Origin of the sequence: Paenibacillus sp. FSL W8-0439 (genome assembly GCF_038008995.1) — a bacterium.
In the GTDB taxonomy this organism is placed as follows: Bacteria; Bacillota; Bacilli; order Paenibacillales; family Paenibacillaceae; genus Paenibacillus; species Paenibacillus polymyxa.
Map to the genome: position 1 here is coordinate 1294602 of NZ_JBBPAK010000001.1, position 19176 is coordinate 1313777.

Genomic DNA, 19176 nt, shown 5'->3' on the forward strand with positions numbered 1-19176 from the left:
CATTCAAATTTATAAAAAAGTGTGGGCTTAAACATGCAAAACTACATTGTTGTCAAAGGCGCTAGACAGCATAACCTGAAAAATATCTGTTTGCGAATTCCGCGTGATCAATTGGTCGTTTTCACGGGAGTAAGCGGCTCAGGGAAATCGTCACTAGTGTTCAATACACTATATGCAGAAGGACGGCGACGCTTAATGGAGTCGCTATCCGCATATGAGCGAATGGGCTTGCGAAAAACGGAAGATGCGGATGTGGACTTGATCGAAGGGCTGTCTCCAGCAATTGCGATGGAGCAAAAGACGTTGTCCCGGAACCCAAGGTCTACTGTGGGAACACTGACCGAGCTTTCTTCTTATGTGCGGTTATTGTTTTCTCGAACAAGTCAGGCCGTTTGTCCCTATTGCCGGGAAGCATTGCCTGTTCAGAACAGAAAGAAAATCACAGAGCAGGTACTCCAATATCCATCTGATACATCCATAGATGTATATGCGCCAATCCTTTCCATGCCACATGGCGGGCCTGTAGCGTGGCTGAAGGAAATACGAAAAAAGGGCTATACCCAATTAAGCTGGAACCAAAAATTGCTGGATGTACAGCAAGCAGAAGTTTTGTTCTCCAGCATGTCTCCACAGGTAGTACACCTAGGAAAAGAGTACAACCGGCTGGAGGTACTGGTTGGCAAAGTGACGATTTCGAATTCTGTGGGGCAAGTCAAAGATATTCAAGCTCTGGTAGACAAGGCGCTGGATGTGGGGGACGGATGGATGCAAATTCGACCTATGGTTGATAAACGATCTGCATGTACTCCAAACTCCGGGTGTTGCCGTTGCGGAATGATGGTCAGTGAAATTTCGGCAGGAGCTTTTTCATCCAATAGTCCTCTGGGTGCTTGTCCGACATGTACAGGACTTGGCACACATTATGAAGTGAATCTCGAACGTGTGATTCCTGATCGATCCAAAAGTGTGGCCGAAGGAGCGATTCACCTGCTTGGCTGGCAATGCGAGAAAGAGAAATTTCATAAAAATCGAAAAATTCTAGAAGGACTGGCGAGCCGGTATCATTTTGATCTGAATACGGCGGTAAAAGACCTGCCGGATGAGGCGTTACACGCTGTGCTATACGGTACTCAAGGAGAAAAGATTGCCATTGAGAACCCTGCTACAGGTGGCAAGCCGATGCATGAAAAATTTGCAGGCATTGTAAATCTCATTTATGAGCGCTTCAACGCTAATGCCAAGGACGAAATGAGCGCCATGAAAGCGGAAGATAAGGAAGTCATGAGAGAACAAGTGTGTCCGAGCTGCGGAGGAGCCCGTTTGAAGGCAGAACGTCTTCTGTATCGTGTAGGGGATCAAACGATCCGTGATTTTTCGAATATGCCGTTAGTTGAGCTGCATGCATACTGCGATGAACTACTGCGAGCGGCCCCCCGATTTTTCCAGAGTCTTGCGGCTGTCGCACAGCCTATTTTACAGGAAATGAAGACTCGTCTGGCATTGCTGCTCGACATGGGACTGGACTACTTGAGTCTGAACCGTCCGGTGACGATGCTCTCGGGTGGTGAATCGCAGCGCGTACGCTTGACCACTCAACTAAGTTCAGGACTGATGGGGATGATCTACATTTTGGATGAACCCAGTGTCGGATTGCACCCGAAGGATACCGGCAAAATGATAGCCATGCTTCACAGGCTACGGGATTTGGGAAACACCATCTTGGTCGTCGAACATGATGAAGAGATTATGGCCCAAGCGGATTATCTTGTGGATATTGGACCTGGTGCAGGAGCGCTCGGTGGTGAAATTGTGGCACAGGGGACGGTGGAACAAGTCATGAGCAATCCCAATTCTTTGACGGGACAATATTTGGCCGGCCGGAGAGGCATTCCGTTGCCCTCAAGGCGGAGAAAGGCTCGTGACGGGAATTATCTGGAGGTGCTGGGAGCGAGGGAAAATAATCTGCAGAACCTGAACATACGTATACCGCTCGGTTGCTTGGTTTGTGTCACAGGGGTATCCGGATCAGGGAAAACCACGCTGGTTCATAACGTTATTTATGAAAAATTGCGTGCTCATCTGGATGGTAAGCCTGCATATCTGAAGCACGATGTAGAGATGAAAGGAGAAGCGTCGATTGATCAGGTGATTTGTATCGATCAGAAGCCAATTGGACGAACATCGCGATCCACTCCGGCTACCTATGTGGGGGTGTTTGACGCTATCCGTAAGTTGTTTGCCAGGACTGAAAGAGCCAGACAGCTGCAACGGAAGGATGCACATTTTAGCTTCAATTCACCGGGTGGACGCTGTGAAGTTTGTTCAGGACTCGGGGTGATCGTCACTGAAATGCAGTTTATGTCTGACGTTGAAATGATGTGCGAGACGTGCCGGGGCAGACGCTACAGCGAAGATATACTGGCCATTACATATCAAGAGAAGAATATTGCGGATGTATTGGAGATGAGTATTGAAGAAGCTGCAGTTTTCTTTGCTGACCAGCCTGTTATTTACAGCAAGCTAAAGCTTATGAACCAACTGGGTCTTGGTTATATGAAGCTGGGTCAGTCTGCAACGACATTATCTGGCGGGGAAGCCCAGCGTATTAAGCTGGTGGAGGAGCTAGGTCAGTTAAAAAAGGGGCGCAGCCAGTTATACATTTTGGATGAACCGACCACAGGCTTGCATCCTGACGACATCCAGCGTCTGCTAACCATCCTTCAACAGCTCGTAGATGAGGGTAATACCGTCCTCATCATTGAACATAATCTACATTTGATCAAAACGGCAGATTATGTGTTGGATCTTGGTCCCGAAGGAGGGACCAGAGGTGGACAGCTGGTGGTGGCTGGAACCCCTGAGCAGGTTGCAGCCTGTGTGCATTCCCATACCGGCTCATTTTTGCGTAATGTCGGAATGGATTTCAACGAGGACGAGGTGAGAGCATGAGTAACAGATTGGACCATTTACGAATTCTTCCGACAGGCCCCTTAAATTATTATTTGCAAAAGCGATACAACGATCTGCCATGGGTGCACAAGTTTGGCTTGGATCATATCAAGGTGAAAGGTGATTTTCTGCTCATTCATGCGTGGAAGCCTGGGTATGTGAAGCTAACACGGGAGCAGGCGAGTCACTTCAAAGCAGCCATTGAAAAAGGAGAGAATCCAGAGAACAAGCTTCCTAAGTTGCCGGAAGCCTGGTTAGTGGACGGGGAAGATGAGCCTGATGTAGAAGGACTCTTGGCTAAGGTTATCGTGCCCGAGTTGTTTGAACTTCTCTCCCCGGAAAATCTTAAAGAGGACGTAACCAGTCCGCAATCCATCCGGTTAAGAGCTATTTTGGAGCAGGTCGCTGAGCATGTACCTGTTTTTCCAGCCATTCAGAATCCCTATGAGCTGCGTCGTTTTCTGGAGGTCGTGAAGCGCCAAAAGCCTAAAACAGTCGTTGAGATCGGGACAGCCAGCGGCGGCGTATTTTATTGCTTAAGCCAACTGGCCGACCCGGAAGCCCTGCTCGTCAGTATTGATTATCCGGGTGGACCGTATGGAGGTGGTCAGGATGACAATGAGGTGCAGCTTTACTCCAGTTTCGGCAGCGCGAAACAGCAGTTTTCTTTTATTCGCGATCGTTCATTTCACTGCTCGACCAAACAGGATTTAAAAAAGGTTCTGGGAAATCGCCAGATTGACCTGCTATTTATTGATGGAGATCATTCCTACGGTGGTGTGAGTTCGGATTTTCGCATGTATCAAGAGCTGGTGGCACCGGGCGGCATGATTGCTTTTCATGATATCAGCATGCGACCTGAGACGTGGGGAAGAGGTTACGATGTTGGCGTTTTTTGGGACGAAGTGAAACAAAGTTATCCGTCCTTTCAGGAATTTGTAGACCCAACAGGCTGTCGAGAACCGTTTATCCGTCACCCGCAAGAGGGACTATTCGCATATGGGATTGGCACTATCATTCAAATGTAAGGGGGAACAACCATGAGCCACCGTCCATTGAACAAAACACGTGTGGAGGATGTTATTGGTTTGACTCCCATGCAGGAAGGGATGCTCTACCACTATTTGCGGGACAAGGACACAGGAGCTTATTTTGAACAATACAGCTATACGCTACGTGGCCAGCTTGATCTGTCTGTCTGCTGTGAGGCGTGGAAATGGACGGTTCAACAGCATGAAGTGCTGAGAAGCGTATTCCGCTGGGAAAAGATCCAGAACCCGGTTCAGATTATCCTAAAAGGACGCGTACTATCTTTCGCTTTCCATGACCTCACAGAAATGGAGGAGATGGAGCAAGAGACGATAATACAGGAACTGCGCGCGGCGGACCGTGCTGTAGGATTTGACCTGTCCGAGGGTCCACTACTGCGGATTATAGTGTTTAGGCTAATGCATGATCGTCATATCATGATGGTCAGCAACCATCATATCGTGATGGATGGCTGGAGTAATGGCATTGTGCTGGGTGAGTTTATCCGCGCATATCATACGCTGCGTGCAGGCCGAGAACCGGAACAGATAAGCAAGCCGCATTTCCGAGAGTACGTGAAATGGCTTGGAAAGCAGGATAAGAGCGGAAGCAAGGCATTTTGGCAAGCTTATCTGGCTGGATATGAAGCTCAGCCCCTGTACCTGCTTGATACCACTTCTGCCCCAAAAATAAGCGATACGGCTTGCGAATCGTATATATTGCCGCCAGATCTGGTGAATGAGCTGGAAGCTGTCGCGAAGGAAGAATCGGTAACGATAGGTACCCTTTTTACAGCGGCTTGGGGCGTTCTGCTGCAAAAGGTTAGCGGTCGGCAAGACGTGCTCTTCGGCACAACAGTATCTGGCCGCTCCAGCAGCTTGCCTGGAATTGAACGAATGGTAGGTCTTCTGATGAACACGGTTCCTATGCGGTTGCAGTCTGGGAATAGCGATACGCTGCAACAAGCGCTGCTCGATGTTCAGCAAGCGAGTATAGCGAGGCAGCCTTACGAAACAACACCGCTTGTGGATATACAAACTTACGGAAATTTCAGAAGCACAGAGCCTCTATTTGATACATTGCTCGTGATTGAAAATTATCCGCTGGAGATCAATCGACAAAGTGAATTGACCTTGGAATCCTTTGCCGGGCATAGCGTAACGGATTATTCACTTCTAGTGAGTATTCATCAAATGGAGCAAACAGCCATCCAAATGTTGTATCAGCCTTCAACATATGAAACATCGACAATAGAACTCTTATGTGAACGTTATGTCGCTTTGCTCAGGCTGATGGTTACAGAAAGAGATTGTGCTATTAAGGATATTCACTCCTTGACGGAGATGGAAAAGGGACTACAAGAGGTCTGGGCGATTGAATTTGATTATAGCCCGGATACTTTGAAAAGGGGTGTATGAAGATGAGAAAGCCGAAGGACTGGGAACAAATGGATTCCTATCAATGGATGACTACGAAGGAAACTGCCCACTATTACCGACTCATTGCTAATTTAATGAAGGAAATTCACGCCAAAATTCCGGATGAACAGTATCATTTGGACAAAGTAGCGACAGAAACGGATATTCGTGAGGAAAACTTTCAAGGGAAAAACTACCAACGCGCAGTCATGTATTTAATGTCGAACGGATGCGAGTGGGCTCTGAAAAATGGAAACGGCTGCACCATGTGCGGTCATTTAGCCAAGCAAACGCGCAAAGACGGCCCTCTATCCGCCCATTATTATTTGGAGCAATTTCGGAAGGAGTTCAATCGGATTGATTTTACCAAATATCCTTTACTCAATCTGTATAATAACGGCTCCATTCTCAACGACAATGAAGTTCCAGCTGAAGCATTGTGGGAGATCATACGCATGGTTGGGGAAAAGCCCGAAATCAAAATGCTGGTTATTGAAACCAGACCCGAGTTTGTAACGCAGGAAAATATGGCGGAAATTAAGCGCCTTTTACCGGATAAGCATGTGGAAGTCGCCATGGGACTTGAAATGATTGATGATTTTTTGCGGTATGTATGCATAAACAAGGGCTTTTCATTAAAACAATTTGACAAGGCCGCCCGCTTGGTGACTCAGGAGCTAAATTTACGCAGCTATGTGTTGCTGAAGCCGCCTTTTATTACGGAACAAGAGGCTATCGAGCATGCCGTACAAACGATTGAACATGCTTTTGAGATCGGTACGACGACTGTTTCACTGGAAAGCTGTACCGTACAGGATTATACACTGGTGCAGTATTTAAGTGATCAAGAGGCCTATAAACCGGCATGGCTCTGGAGCATCGTTGAGGTGGTAAAACGGACGGCGCATTTGGGGAAGATCATCGTCGGATTGTTCCAATTTTATCCTTCTCCTGTCGGGGTGCCTTACAATTGCCCGCAATGCAGTGATCGAGTGATGGAGGCGTTGAAGGAGTATAATCACACTCTTGATCCAAGCGTTCTGGAGCATCTGGATTGCAGCTGCAAGGCGGAATGGGAGAAAGAATTGAAGCACGTGCATCCTCCTTTTGAGGAGAGACTGAGTATTTTGAATAGTGAATTAATCAAGTAGTCCACCAATTAAAGATCATGTGGATTCGTCAGCTCATGAAGGCCGGGAACGGTTGACAGAGAGGGGAGTGTGTATGGACAAGAGTACGCATCTGAAAGACCGGATCATTGAAGAATATTGGATGAAAAAATGGTCTCAAGATCTGCCGCGGGAATTATTGCCTGTAAGCAAAAGCAAGTCTAACTATCAACCGGGAGCACGCAGAGAAACGCTAGAACGGGTTATTCCCAGGGAGACAATCCGCCAACTGGATCAAATGTCGAAAGGCTCGGAACTGGGACGTTTTATTTTGTTCTTGACGGCGCTGTCTGGGCTGCTTCATCGCTATTCGCAGTCAGAAGATATATGTATTGGCACGACGACGCTTGTACAGGCCCAATCCGAGCTAGGGAGTCTGCTTTTTCTCAAGCCTCGGGTTCAAGGAAGTCGAACGTGGCGTGAGCTAAACGAAGACATGAAGGCCGAGTTTTCCCGAACATTGAACCATCAGGCCAATTCTTTGTCCCTTCTCTATGACAAGTGGACATCTCTTCATGGGAGAGAGCTGCAAGAACTGTGGCAACTGGCATGTGTGGATGAGGGATTACAAACGGCAGTCGATGACCTGGATCGATTCGATCTGATAATCAAGCTTGTACCGAACGAAGAAGAAGGTCGGATACTGCAACTCGTTTATCGACCTGAGGTGTACTCGTTGTCCCTACTCGAATCCTTTGCTGCCAACTTGCTGTATGTTCTGGAACAGTGGCCTAAGAAATCAGCGGTTTCTCTGGAGGATGATGCGGCAAATATGCTGGCTCCACAGCAACGAGAGCTTCTAGTAAAGGGCTTAAATCAGACGGCTGTAGAACTGACGGATGTGAATATGCTGCATCAGTTGTTCGAAGAACAGGTGGTACAAACGCCTGAGCAAGCTGCTGTAGTCGAAGCAGAATATTGCATTAGTTACAGAGAGCTAAATGCAAGAGCCAATCAACTTGCCCGTGCTTTACAACGTCATGGAGTGGGTCCAGATGATATTGTCGGCATCATGACTGAGCCGACGGTGGAGATTATCGTGGCAATCCTGGCGGTACTAAAGGCAGGAGGTGCGTATTGTCCGATAGATCCGGCGTTTCCAGCAGAGCGGGTACAGCAGCTTTTTACGGATAGTCGGATGGAGTTGCTGATCTCACCGTCACAGTATGTGGATACCCATCCTTTTCAAGGAACAGTGCTTGATCTGTCCAATCCCGCCTTCTATACAGGCGAGACGTCCAATCTGCCAGTTCAAGGCAGACCTGATCATATGGCGTATGTCATATATACATCAGGCTCGACTGGAACGCCCAAAGGCGTGATGATAGAGCATCGACATATTGTTAATCAATTGGCTGGGCTGAAACATAGCTATGATTTCCATGAACAATTGAGACATATTTTGATGGCTCCATTCACATTCGATCCCTCTGTTCAGCAGATTTTTTTACCGTTAGCTACCGGAGGGACGCTGTATCTGGTTCCAAAAGAAGCCAAAAACGATCCGAGCGCCTTTTGGGGACTGGTACGGAAGGAACGGATTAATGTGTTAAATACCGTACCTTCACTAATGGAAGTGCTGTTGGAGCAGGCACCGGATATTGAGCATCCCTTTGCTTTTATCATCATGGCAGGTGAGGTTTGTAGCGGGCAACTGGTACAGCAATTACGCGATAAGCTGAACATAGACAAGCTGTTTAACATTTACGGCCCGACAGAAGCGGCTATTAATACGACTTTGTATGAATGCCAACCTGTAGAGCAACGGGCAACTCTACCGATAGGCAAGCCGCTATTAAATTATCAGGTGTATGTTCTAGATCCACGGCAACGCTTGCTGCCCTTTGGGGCGATTGGAGAGCTGTTCATCGCTGGAGCTGGATTGGCGCGAGGATACTTGTACAATCCACGCTTGACGGACGAACGCTTTGTGCCGAATCCGTTTGGGACCCAAACAGAACGGATGTATAAAACAGGGGATTTGGTGAGATGGTTGCCAGACGATAATCTGGAATTTATCGGCAGATCGGATGATCAGGTTAAAATCCGAGGAATGCGTGTGGAACTGGGAGAGATTGAGTCTCTTCTCAGAAGTCATCCGTCTATCAAAGAAGCGGTGGTCATCCCGCATGGATCAGGGGAGCACACCGAGGAACTTGCAGCCTTTTATACATTGAAGAGGCTGAAGACCTCGAAAGCATCTCCGTTAGGAACCAATGACATCCAATTGTACCTGAAGCAATATGTACCGGACTATATGGTTCCGGCACATGTAGTTTGTCTGGAGTCCATGCCTGTCACGGCAAATGGCAAAGTGGATAAAAAGGCGCTGCCTTTGCATCGGATTGGAGTAGTCCATACTCGTGCATATGTGGCACCACGTAATGAGTTGGAGGAACAACTGGCGGATATCTGGAAGAAGTTGCTGTCCGTGCCTGCCGTTAGTGTGGAGGACAGTTTTTTTGAAGCAGGTGGCAACTCGTTGTCTATCGTGCGACTGCAAAGCAGAATCCACCATTTACTAAAGACTCAGCTGACCATTCCGCAGCTTTTTACACATCATACGATCGCGATGCAGGCCAAAATCATTCAGTCCGGCGGTGTGGAGAAACCTATCAAACCCCTTCGCGAAATGGATACAAGACGGCAACATATCCACAGGGCTGAGCTTGGGGCCAAGGGAAGACACGGTGATGTTGCTGTGATTGGCATGGCTTGCCGTTTTCCTATGGCGGACAGTTGCGATGCCTTCTGGGACAATCTGTGTCACGAGGTGGATGCTGTTCGCGACATTCCAACTCATCGGTTACAAGATATAATTCATGGTTCAGATAATGTAGCTGGACAGTTAGGGTCGTTGCCGCAAGGGGCATATCTGGAGCAAATTGATGGATTTGATGCATCGTTTTTCCATATAGCTCCTAATGAAGCACGAATGATGGACCCGCAGCAGCGCCTGCTGTTACAGGTGGTTTGGGAAGCAATGATGAATGCGGGATACTCGGAAAAAGAGGTGTACGGGTCGAAGACGGGAGTATTTGTAGGAACAGGTACACCGCAATATTTGGACCTGATGCCACAGATTGAGCCCTCTGCTATACCGGGGAATTTACAAGCTGTGATTGCCGGTAGGATTGCTTATGTCTTTAATTGGACAGGCCCGGCAGAGGTCATTAACACGGCCTGTTCTTCTTCACTCATGGCTGTGCATCATGCGGTACAGGAGATCACTTCTGGTGGCTGTGAAATGGCTGTGGCTGGTGGTGTCAATTTGTACCTGTCAATGGTAGACGAAAATCTCTTCAATATGGGAATCGCCTCACCTGATGGCAAGACGAAAGCGTACGACGCATCGGCGGACGGTACAGGTGGTGGCGAAGGAGTAGGTGCTGTTGTACTCAAGTCACTGGAGCAGGCCGTGGCTGATGGTGATTATATTTACGCAGTGATCAAAGGAAGCGCGGCTAACTCGGATGGGCGATCCAACGGAATGACCGCTCCTAATGCCGCTGCGCAGGCTGATGTGATTGAGGAAGCCTGGAAGCGCGCGGGGATTGATCCACAGACAATTTCATATATCGAGACACATGGAACAGGCACCAAGCTAGGCGATCCTATTGAAATGGAAGGCATTGCGCGGGCTTTTGGACGCTATACAAATCGTAAACAGTTCTGTGCGGTAGGATCGGTCAAGAGCAATATCGGGCATCTGGATTCAGCAGCAGGGATTGCCGGGTTTATGAAGGCAGTGCTGGCCATGACCAAACGCCAGATTCCAGCATCCCTTCATTTTAAAGTGCCTAACCCGCATATTGATTTTGTCAATTCTCCGGTTTATGTCGCTCCGTCACTTCAGGAATGGATGCCTGAATGCGGGATTCGTCGTGCAGGTGTAAGCTCATTTGGTCTGAGCGGAACGAACTGCCATGTTGTATTGGAGGAATATACGCTCCAAAGAGAAGCTCCGCCTCCGGGCGAAGAATATTTGTTCACTTTGTCTGCCCGGACCGAACAAGCGCTCTACGCTTATGCCGAGAGGTTTGCGGCTTATTTGGGAAATAACCACGAAGCTTTGGCAGACATTTGTTACTGCACCAATATCAGTCGTGGAAACGATGCTTATCGTTTGGCTACCGTCGTCAGCTCGCAGGAAGAATTACAGCGTAAACTCAAGCTGTTTGCAGAGCAGGGCGATCAAAATGTGGCTTCCATATTACTAGATCGCGAACGAATATACGTAAATACGATAGGCAAAACAGGGGGAAATCCAGCGCCGTACAGAGTCCAGCCTGCGGAATCACTGGAACGTTTGGTGGAGGCTTATATGCAGGGCAGTGAGCTGGAGTGGGATGACTATTATCGCGGACAGAACCGGGTGCGTGTCCCTCTTCCAGGCTACCCTTTTGAAGAGAAGCGCTACTGGGTTGAACCTAAAGTTCAGCAATCACCGGATGTACCAGCCAGTGCGGAATTGATCGCTGACACGCAGAAGGGAGCTCCTGATTTCTGGCAGGCTACCGAGATGGTTTTTCAATTCGGTGAACGGTTATTGGAGGAGAGCGGATTCGCGGTAGTCCAGGGATATAAAGAGGCGGTTGATGAATTTGCGGCCCAGCTTATCATCGAACTATTCAGGCAATGGGGGACGCTCACAGAACCTGGAAAAGTATACAAAGAGTCTGAAATGCTGCATACGATAGGGATCACCTCCACATATCAGCGTCTCTTCCGGTTCATGCTGCGTTTCGTAGAGAAGCAGGGCCACGTCCGCTTGGACGGTGAAAATATAATGCTGACCGTTGATCAGTCAGTTCCCGACCTGTCGGTGTTATGTACCCAATACATCGAGCAATATCCGGCATTTGCTGGAACCTTCAAGGTGTTGAAGTATTGTCTGGACGCCTATCCGGCTGTATTAACGGGGAAAAGATCGCCTTTGAGTGTACTGTTTCCCGATGGCACACCGCAATTTCTGGAGGGCTTTGCCAATCAGGGACGTACCCTGGGCGATCTGTGTGAGACGATGGCGCTGGACGCATTAAGGCAGCATATTTTAGCACAAGCGGGAAAACGACTCCGCATTCTGGAAGTCGGGGCTGGCTCGGGAACGGTGGGTAAGGTCCTTTTTCCAGCCATAGCAGGTCTCCAAGTGGAGTATTGCTATACCGATTTGGGACGGGGCATCATTTTGGAAGCACAAAAGCAGTTTGCAGCCTATCCGTTTGTTCAATATCAAACTTTTAATATTGAAGAAGATCCTTTGGCGCAAGGCTTTGTGGCGGAACAGTTTGATATCATTATTGGTCTGAATGTGATTCATGCCACGAGCCGTTTGCGAACCTCCTTGTCCCAGTTGAAAAAGGTACTTGCCCCTGGTGGAGCCCTGTTTATGATCGAAAAGGTGCAGAACGAGCCTGCGGAAAATCTCGTGTGGGGAATGACAGAGGGATGGTGGCTGTTCGAAGATCAGGATATACGAAAGGATTCTCCACTGGTTCCGACGGAAACATGGGAGCAGTTGTTGAAGGAAGAGCAATTCACGGAAGTACGGACCTTCCCTGTGCGTTTGCCAAACCGTACTAAGGCTGAGACCGCATTGATTATCGGTCGAATGAGTGAACAAGCACAGGTGAGTACAATCGAAGATTTAATGTACCGTGTTCGCTGGACTCCAAAAGAACTGAAGAAGACAAGAGAAGGTGCACTGGCTCAGGGAAACTGGCTAATCTTTAAAGACAAGCTGGGAATTGGTGACGAGCTGGCGCTTCGCTTGACGCATGCTGACCATCAGGTGGTGACCGTAGAGATGGGGCAGATGTTTGAAAAACAGAGCCATCATCAATACACCATCCGGGCGGGTGTAGAAGCAGATTACCTTCAACTCATGAGTGAACTGAGACAACGGAATCAGCGCTTGAACGGTATCGTTCATCTCTGGACCTGCACAGATCCCCCTTCAACTCCAGTCAATATTGAAACTGTGGATGTTGCTTTGGAGTCAGGTGTCTATAGCCTTTATTTTCTGACAAAAGCATTACTGCATCAGGGTTTACATGAAACGCTCGATTTGCGAGTGGTCTCGAACTTTACACAGCGGATTTCGGATGAACAGTATATATCACCTGAAAAATCTGCGATTCACGGTTTAGTGAAGGTTATTTCTCAGGAGCATCCACAATTGCAATGTTTCGGACTGGATGTTGATACGATCCACCACACGAGGGAGCAAGTTGCGGATCTGATCATGACCGAGCTGCAAGAAAATAAAACAGATTCGTTCGTTGTCATCCGTCAGGAACGATATATCCAAGGCATGGCCCGTCTGGAATCGGACATGGTAAGCACCCCGGATACTCGGAATCATCCGAATATTCCAGCTCGGCGTTCCGTCACCATTCGTCCGGGTGCGGTGTATATCGTGACTGGTGGTGCAGGAGGCTTGGGACTTGAGGTCTGCCGGTATTTGTCCCAGCAAGCCCCGATCCATCTGGTCATTCTGAATCGGACAGAGCTGCCGGAAAAAGAGCATTGGTCACAAATTATACATGATCCGGTGGAAAGACAAGCTGATGCTGCAACTTATCGTAAGTTGTCAGCCTTTGTAGATATGGAAAAATACGGATCGCAGGTCCATTACTACGCGGGGGATGTGTCTGATTTTAGGCAGATGAAGCTGGTTTTTGAAGATGTGCAAGCTCGTTTTGGCCCCGTTAAAGGAGTGGTTCATTGCGCAGCAGCTAGCGGCGATACCAGCCGTCCATTGGAAGTTCAGAATAGGGATGACTTTGGGAAGGTACTTTGCCCCAAAATTCATGGCACGTTAGTACTGGATAAGCTTCTTGCTGAGCAAGAGACAGATTTTTTCGTTCTCTTCTCTTCGGTAGCTTCGCTATGGGGCGGAGCTGGCGGTGGTGATTATGCGGCTGCCAACACTTTTATGGATGCCTTCAGCGCACAGCGGAACATGCGGGGGCAAACGACGTTGGCAATCAACTGGTACGCATGGGAGGGACTTACAGGACCAGGCTGTATGGATTATATGCCTGTACCGGATGCACTGGCTGCTTTCCACATGAGCTTGTCTTGTCCGCTGGATCAAGTGGCTATTGGCAAGTTTGATACACAGAAGCTCCGTGAATGGGCGCCGATGATGAAAATTCAGCTTGCACCGGATATGCTGACGGATCGACATCGAGCTGTACCGCAATCCACTAAGGAGGTAGGAGCTCCGTCATTCGTCAAGCCTAACCGTTTGGTGACAGATGTGAAGGTCAGTCTGAAAGGGAAACCGACAGAACCTTACACAGAATTGGAACAGCAGATTGCTCAAATTTGGGCCGAGGTGCTGGGATACGAGGAAATTGATGTGAGTCAACATTTTTTTGAAATTGGTGGGGATTCCCTGCTTATTTTAAAAGTGCTGAGTCTTCTGAATGAACGGGTTGATCCTGAAGTGGAGGCCGGAGACCTGTTCTCATACGGTACAGTTTCACAGCTGGCGCAATTTATAGAAGGCAGGCTTGCTGCCAGTACGAGAGAAGTGACGACCCAAGGTTCACAACCACAGGTTGAAGCTTCTGACCTTGACCATGAGGACGAGGATTTGCGGAGTCTGATCAAGCGGGTAAAGGAGGACGCTATTTCAGTGGATGAGGCTATGAAAGGATATGAAAGCATATGAGGGATACGTTTGTTGAAGCCATTTTGCAGCTTGTAGCCAAACAGGAATTATCTGAAGAGCATGCGTATTCTCTGATCAAGCAATATCAAGTTCAGCTCAAAGCTGCGTCATCGTCTGCAGTCCACGAGGGGATAAACCGCAACAGGGATATAGCCATCATCGGCGTAGCTGGACGATTCCCGCAAGCAGATACCAAGGAGCAATATTGGAACAATCTGGTTCATGGTCTGAATGGGATACGAATGTTTCCAAGCTCACGTTTGGAGCAGATCCGACCTTTTTTGGATGAACACAATCAAGGGCCGTATATGCCAGCAGGTTATCTAGACGAAATAGATACGTTTGACGCTGCATTCTTTAATATTCTTCCAGGGGAAGCCAAATATATGGACCCACAGCAGCGTATGTTTATGGAAACCGGTTATGAGGCCATTGAGGATGCAGGTTATGGCGGAGAACGTATCCGTGGCTCACGGGTGGGCGTATATGTCGGCTATAGTGAAGCGAGGTACAAGGAGCTGATCGAAAGTGATTCATCCACCGCTTTTGTCGGGAATTTCCCGCCCGTTATCGCGAGCCGTCTGGCTTATGCCTTGAATCTATCTGGGCCTGCGCTCAGTGTAGCGACCGCCTGCTCCTCTTCCCTTGTCGCTTTGCATCTTGCATGTGAAGGATTGCTTGCTGGAGATTGCAGTATGGCTTTGGTGGGCGGAGTAGCCATTGGCGCTTTACCCACCAGATTGGAACCGGGAGGGCTTGGGATCACCTCGTCGCAAGGACAATCACGCAGCTTCGACGCTGATGCCGATGGTACGGGATGGGGTGAGGGTTGTGGCGTTGTTCTGATCAAGCCACTGGAACAAGCTGAGAAGGATCACGATTATATTTACTCGGTGATTAAAGCAAGTGCTATCAATCAGGATGGTGCTTCCAACGGATTGGCATCCCCGAATGCCCGAGCCCAGGAAGAAGTGATTGTAGAGGCTTGGAAGCGTGCAGGAATTGATCCGTCGACGATCTCTTACATTGAGGCTCATGGAACAGGGACCAAAATTGGAGATCCGATTGAAATCAAAGGGATTACAAATGCTTTTCGCAGGTATACGCAAAAAAGACAATTTTGTGGAATCGGCTCAGTCAAAAGCAATATCGGTCATCTGGATTCGGCCTCGGGCATGGCAGGGCTAATTAAAATGATTCTGGCTTTACAGCATAAAAAACTTCCGCCTACCCTGCATTTTGCGTATCCCAATCCGTTGATGAACTTGCATAGTTCTCCGGTCTATATTCATACAAAGCTAGCTGATTGGCGAAGTGAGGACGGGATTCCGCTGAGAGCGGGTATCAGTTCATGGGGATTAAGCGGTACAAATTGTCACGTGGTGCTGGAGGAGTATCAGGGCAGCAGAGCCTCACTATCATCGTCCTCCGATGCACCCTGCGGTGAGGAACGAGTATTTACGCTTTCGGCATATAGTGAGGATTCACTGCGAAGATTGACTGCCCGATATATTGATTTTTTGGAGAGTGACGATATTCCACCTTTGGAAAATATCTGTTATGTCCTGAACACGGGCAGAGAGCATCATGCTTATCGATTGGCAATTCCAGTTTCGGATCGGATCAGTCTTTGCTCAAAGCTGCGCCAGGCTTATAACGCATTGGTCTGTCAGGATGGAACAGGGCTGGAGCAACAGGGGATTTTTTGCACTATATATAGCGAGCCCCTGCCCCTGGCAGAAATGACGCTGGATACAGATGCACGAATGATTGCCCGGCGATATGTTAACGGAGAGAACAGACACTGGTTGGAGGATTATTCGGCAGACGGATGTGTCAAAGTTCCTTTGCCTACATACGCCTGGGACAAGCAGCGCTACTGGGTAGAGCCGCCGATCCAACGTCGAAGCCGTGGTCGTAACGAACAGTTGACAGCCTATAACGAAGTACGTGTTTCCTTTCTTGATGGGTATGTTCCGACGGAAACGGAAGACAGGCTGGCACGCATTTGGGGACGGATTTTGGGTATTGACGAGCTGTCTATAGATGCTGATTTCTTCGAATTGGGTGGAGACTCACTGCTGGCTACGGATCTGATTACAGCCATCAGTCAGGTGTTCCACACGAGAATTACATTGGTTGATTTGTTTGGACACCCTTGTATTCGTGAGCTTGCCAAGCTTGTTTCAGGAGGAGAAACAACGGATTACCCGTCTATTGAACCAGTGTCTCCACAAGCATTTTACCCCGTATCCAACGCACAGCGGCGTCAGTTTATTCTGAAGCAGCTGGCAGAAGATAATTTGAGCTACAACATGCCCGGAGCGGCTATGATCACTGGGCGTTTGGATGTGGAGCGCTTAAAAGACGCATTTGCTGCGATCATTCATCGTCATGAATCCTTTCGGACAGTGTTTGATGTCGCAGAGGATGAAATTGTGCAAATTGTTCTTCCGGAAGCTGAGCTTGCGATATCACTGGGAGTGGCTTCAGAAGAAGCCGATGTGCAAAAGCTGATGGAAGAATTTGTACAGCCGTTTTCCTTGGGAGAGGCGCCTTTACTTCGTGTATGCTTGCTGCGATTAACGGATCAGCGTGATGAAGAGGACAAGCATTTGCTGATGTTTGATATGCATCATATTGTTTCAGATGGTGTTTCCATGGAAATCCTCATTCGGGAATTTACCAGTCTTTATAGCGGGCAGAGCTTGTCACCGCTACGTATTCAGTATAAGGACTATGCAGTATGGCAAAATGCTTTTCTGCACAGCGAGCAGTTGCTGAAACAGGAGCAATTTTGGCTGAAGACGTTAACGGAAGGGCGAGAAGCAGGCTTGCCTGTTCTGAGTATGCCCTGTGATTATCCACGGCCGCCTGTGATGACTTTTGAAGGGGGCATGTATTCGTTCACGATTGACAAGGTAGCTGCTGACCGCTTGCGAGCCCTAGGACAAGAACACGGGGCTACACTATATATGACACTTCTGGCTGTATACAATGTGCTGCTGTATCAATACACAGGGCAGGAGGATGTCATTGTAGGTTCTCTCATTGCTGGAAGACGTTATACGGGGGTAGAGCATACGATAGGTCTTTTTACGAACTATTTGCCTATTCGTAATACTCCGGCAGGAGAGCGCTGCTTTACAGATTTTTTAAAGGAGGTGGCTCATCGGACTATAGCTGCGTATGATCATCAGGATTATCCATTTGAAAAGATGGTGGAGCACCTAGATCAGAAGCGTGATCTTTCACGCAACCCCATTTTTGACACCATGCTTATTTTACATAATCAGGGGATGCAGAGGACCCAATTTACGATGGGAGATTTGAAGCTGGACATGGTGGATTGGGCCAAACACAGCTCAACCATGGATTTGAAGCTCGACATTTTTCAAGGGATGCAGGGAGAGCTAAATTGCACCTTTGAGTATTATTCCCGCTTGTTTCACCAACAGACAATCGCTACACTTGCACGACACTTGCTCAGCCTGATCGACCAGATTCTGGACCAGCCTGAACAAGCTTTGGCGGAGTACCGGATTTTTTCACCTGAGGAAGCGGACAACATGAAGCGGAAACGACGAGCAAAGGACTCCACTTTTGCGATTCCTCCGATTTGCCCGCCACCAGAGGCTGAGTGGCATCCTTTATCTTTTTACCAAAAGCAGTTATGGCGACATCGGGGATCAACTCCTCATGTGATCGTTCGTGCAGCGTGGACAGGCAAGGTGGATCAGACGTTATTTGTCAGGGTATTGGAAGAACTGCAAGCCGAACACAGTACGCTCAGAATAATCTTCAGGGAAGAGACCTCCGAGCCGACTCAGCAGGTGAAGACACATCTTCCGTTGGATTACACATTCACGGATGTCATAGAGGAGGATGCAGCTTCTTGGGCGGATTCTAGTGCGGCTGCCGAGTATCGTAACCCGTTTGAGCCACGACAAGGGCCGCTGTATCGGGTTCGCTTGGGGTGTGACAACAACGAACGGTGCCAATTGATCGTGGCTGTTCATCCATTACTAATGGAATGTCTGGACATGAAAGATTGGCTGGAACGACTGTTTATCCGCTATTCCGCCGCTGTTACGGATTCAGTAGTGGATGCAGCCCACACGTTTCAGCCCATACCGCAGATTGACTTTACCTATTGGCAGCATCAGTTGTTGCAGGAAGGATATTTGGAGCCGCAAAAATCGTACTGGACCGAAGCTTTACGAAATCCGCTTCCTCAAATCGGGTTGCCGTTCAAGCGGGGAGAAGATGCTTCTGCAACGTCTGAGTGGGATTCCGTCGAGTTGACCCTCGCCACACAGGAGGCCGAAGCTCTGCACACTTTTGCCTCCAGTCATGATAGTAGTGTTACGGACATTTTATTCGCCTGTTATTTCCTGCTGCTGCGGCAATTGACGCAAGCGGAGGAGCTTTTGATCCATGTCGTTCATCCCGAGGGACATCCGGTGCAGGGGAGTGGAATACCTTTACGTATCCAGCATCCTGTGCCAGTCAGAGTTTCAATGGAGGGGCTTTCGTCGTTTAACCCTTTGCTAGACAAAGTGAAAGACAGACGTCAAGCTGCACTTCAAGCTGTTTTATATCCGTTTCATTTGCTGCTGGACCCTAATGTATTAAAGAGCGGGGCGGAGGATTCATCCCGTTTTAACGTCATATTTTGCGAAGAGGACTGCACGAGCTCTTTACCGGTGGTAGGGGAAGTGAGATTGCGTGTATATCCTGCAGAACCAGCAGCACTGCAACTGTCAGTCGTGAGATTAACAACCGGACTGACCTGTTCCCTGAGGTGGAATACCACTTTGCTGGAATCTTCCTATGTTCACTCTATGTTGGAGAGGTATCACAAAATAATCAAGACCATTGCGGGTAGTGTGTCTAGCCTGTCCAAAGTATCCCATTAACGTGCGTTTCA

At 48.5% G+C, this 19176-nt stretch carries 6 protein-coding genes; all 6 read left to right on the forward strand.

From position 1 onward, the window contains the following. The first annotated feature begins 33 nt into the window (after positions 1-33). Positions 34-2949, forward strand: a complete 2916-nt coding sequence (gene uvrA, locus MKX36_RS05595) for an excinuclease ABC subunit UvrA (RefSeq protein ID WP_340864375.1) — start codon at positions 34-36, stop codon at positions 2947-2949. Next, positions 2946-3977, forward strand: a complete 1032-nt coding sequence (locus tag MKX36_RS05600) for a class I SAM-dependent methyltransferase (RefSeq protein ID WP_340864376.1) — start codon at positions 2946-2948, stop codon at positions 3975-3977. Before uvrA ends, MKX36_RS05600 begins: the two co-directional genes overlap by 4 nt. 12 nt (positions 3978-3989) lie before the next feature. Then, positions 3990-5396 (forward strand): condensation domain-containing protein, encoded by a 1407-nt coding sequence (locus tag MKX36_RS05605; protein WP_340864377.1) that lies wholly within the window; start codon positions 3990-3992, stop codon positions 5394-5396. A gap of 2 nt (positions 5397-5398) precedes the next feature. After that, the gene (locus MKX36_RS05610; RefSeq protein WP_017426433.1) at positions 5399-6547 is read left to right on the forward strand and encodes an archaeosine biosynthesis radical SAM protein RaSEA; all 1149 of its coding nucleotides are present in this window, start codon (positions 5399-5401) and stop codon (positions 6545-6547) included. Between the two features lie 73 nt (positions 6548-6620). After that, a complete protein-coding gene (locus MKX36_RS05615; RefSeq protein WP_340864378.1) occupies positions 6621-14246 on the forward strand; it encodes an amino acid adenylation domain-containing protein in 7626 nt (2541 codons plus the stop codon). Continuing rightward, positions 14243-19165 (forward strand): condensation domain-containing protein, encoded by a 4923-nt coding sequence (locus tag MKX36_RS05620; RefSeq protein WP_340864379.1) that lies wholly within the window; start codon positions 14243-14245, stop codon positions 19163-19165. Before MKX36_RS05615 ends, MKX36_RS05620 begins: the two co-directional genes overlap by 4 nt. The last annotated feature ends 11 nt before the right edge of the window (positions 19166-19176 follow it).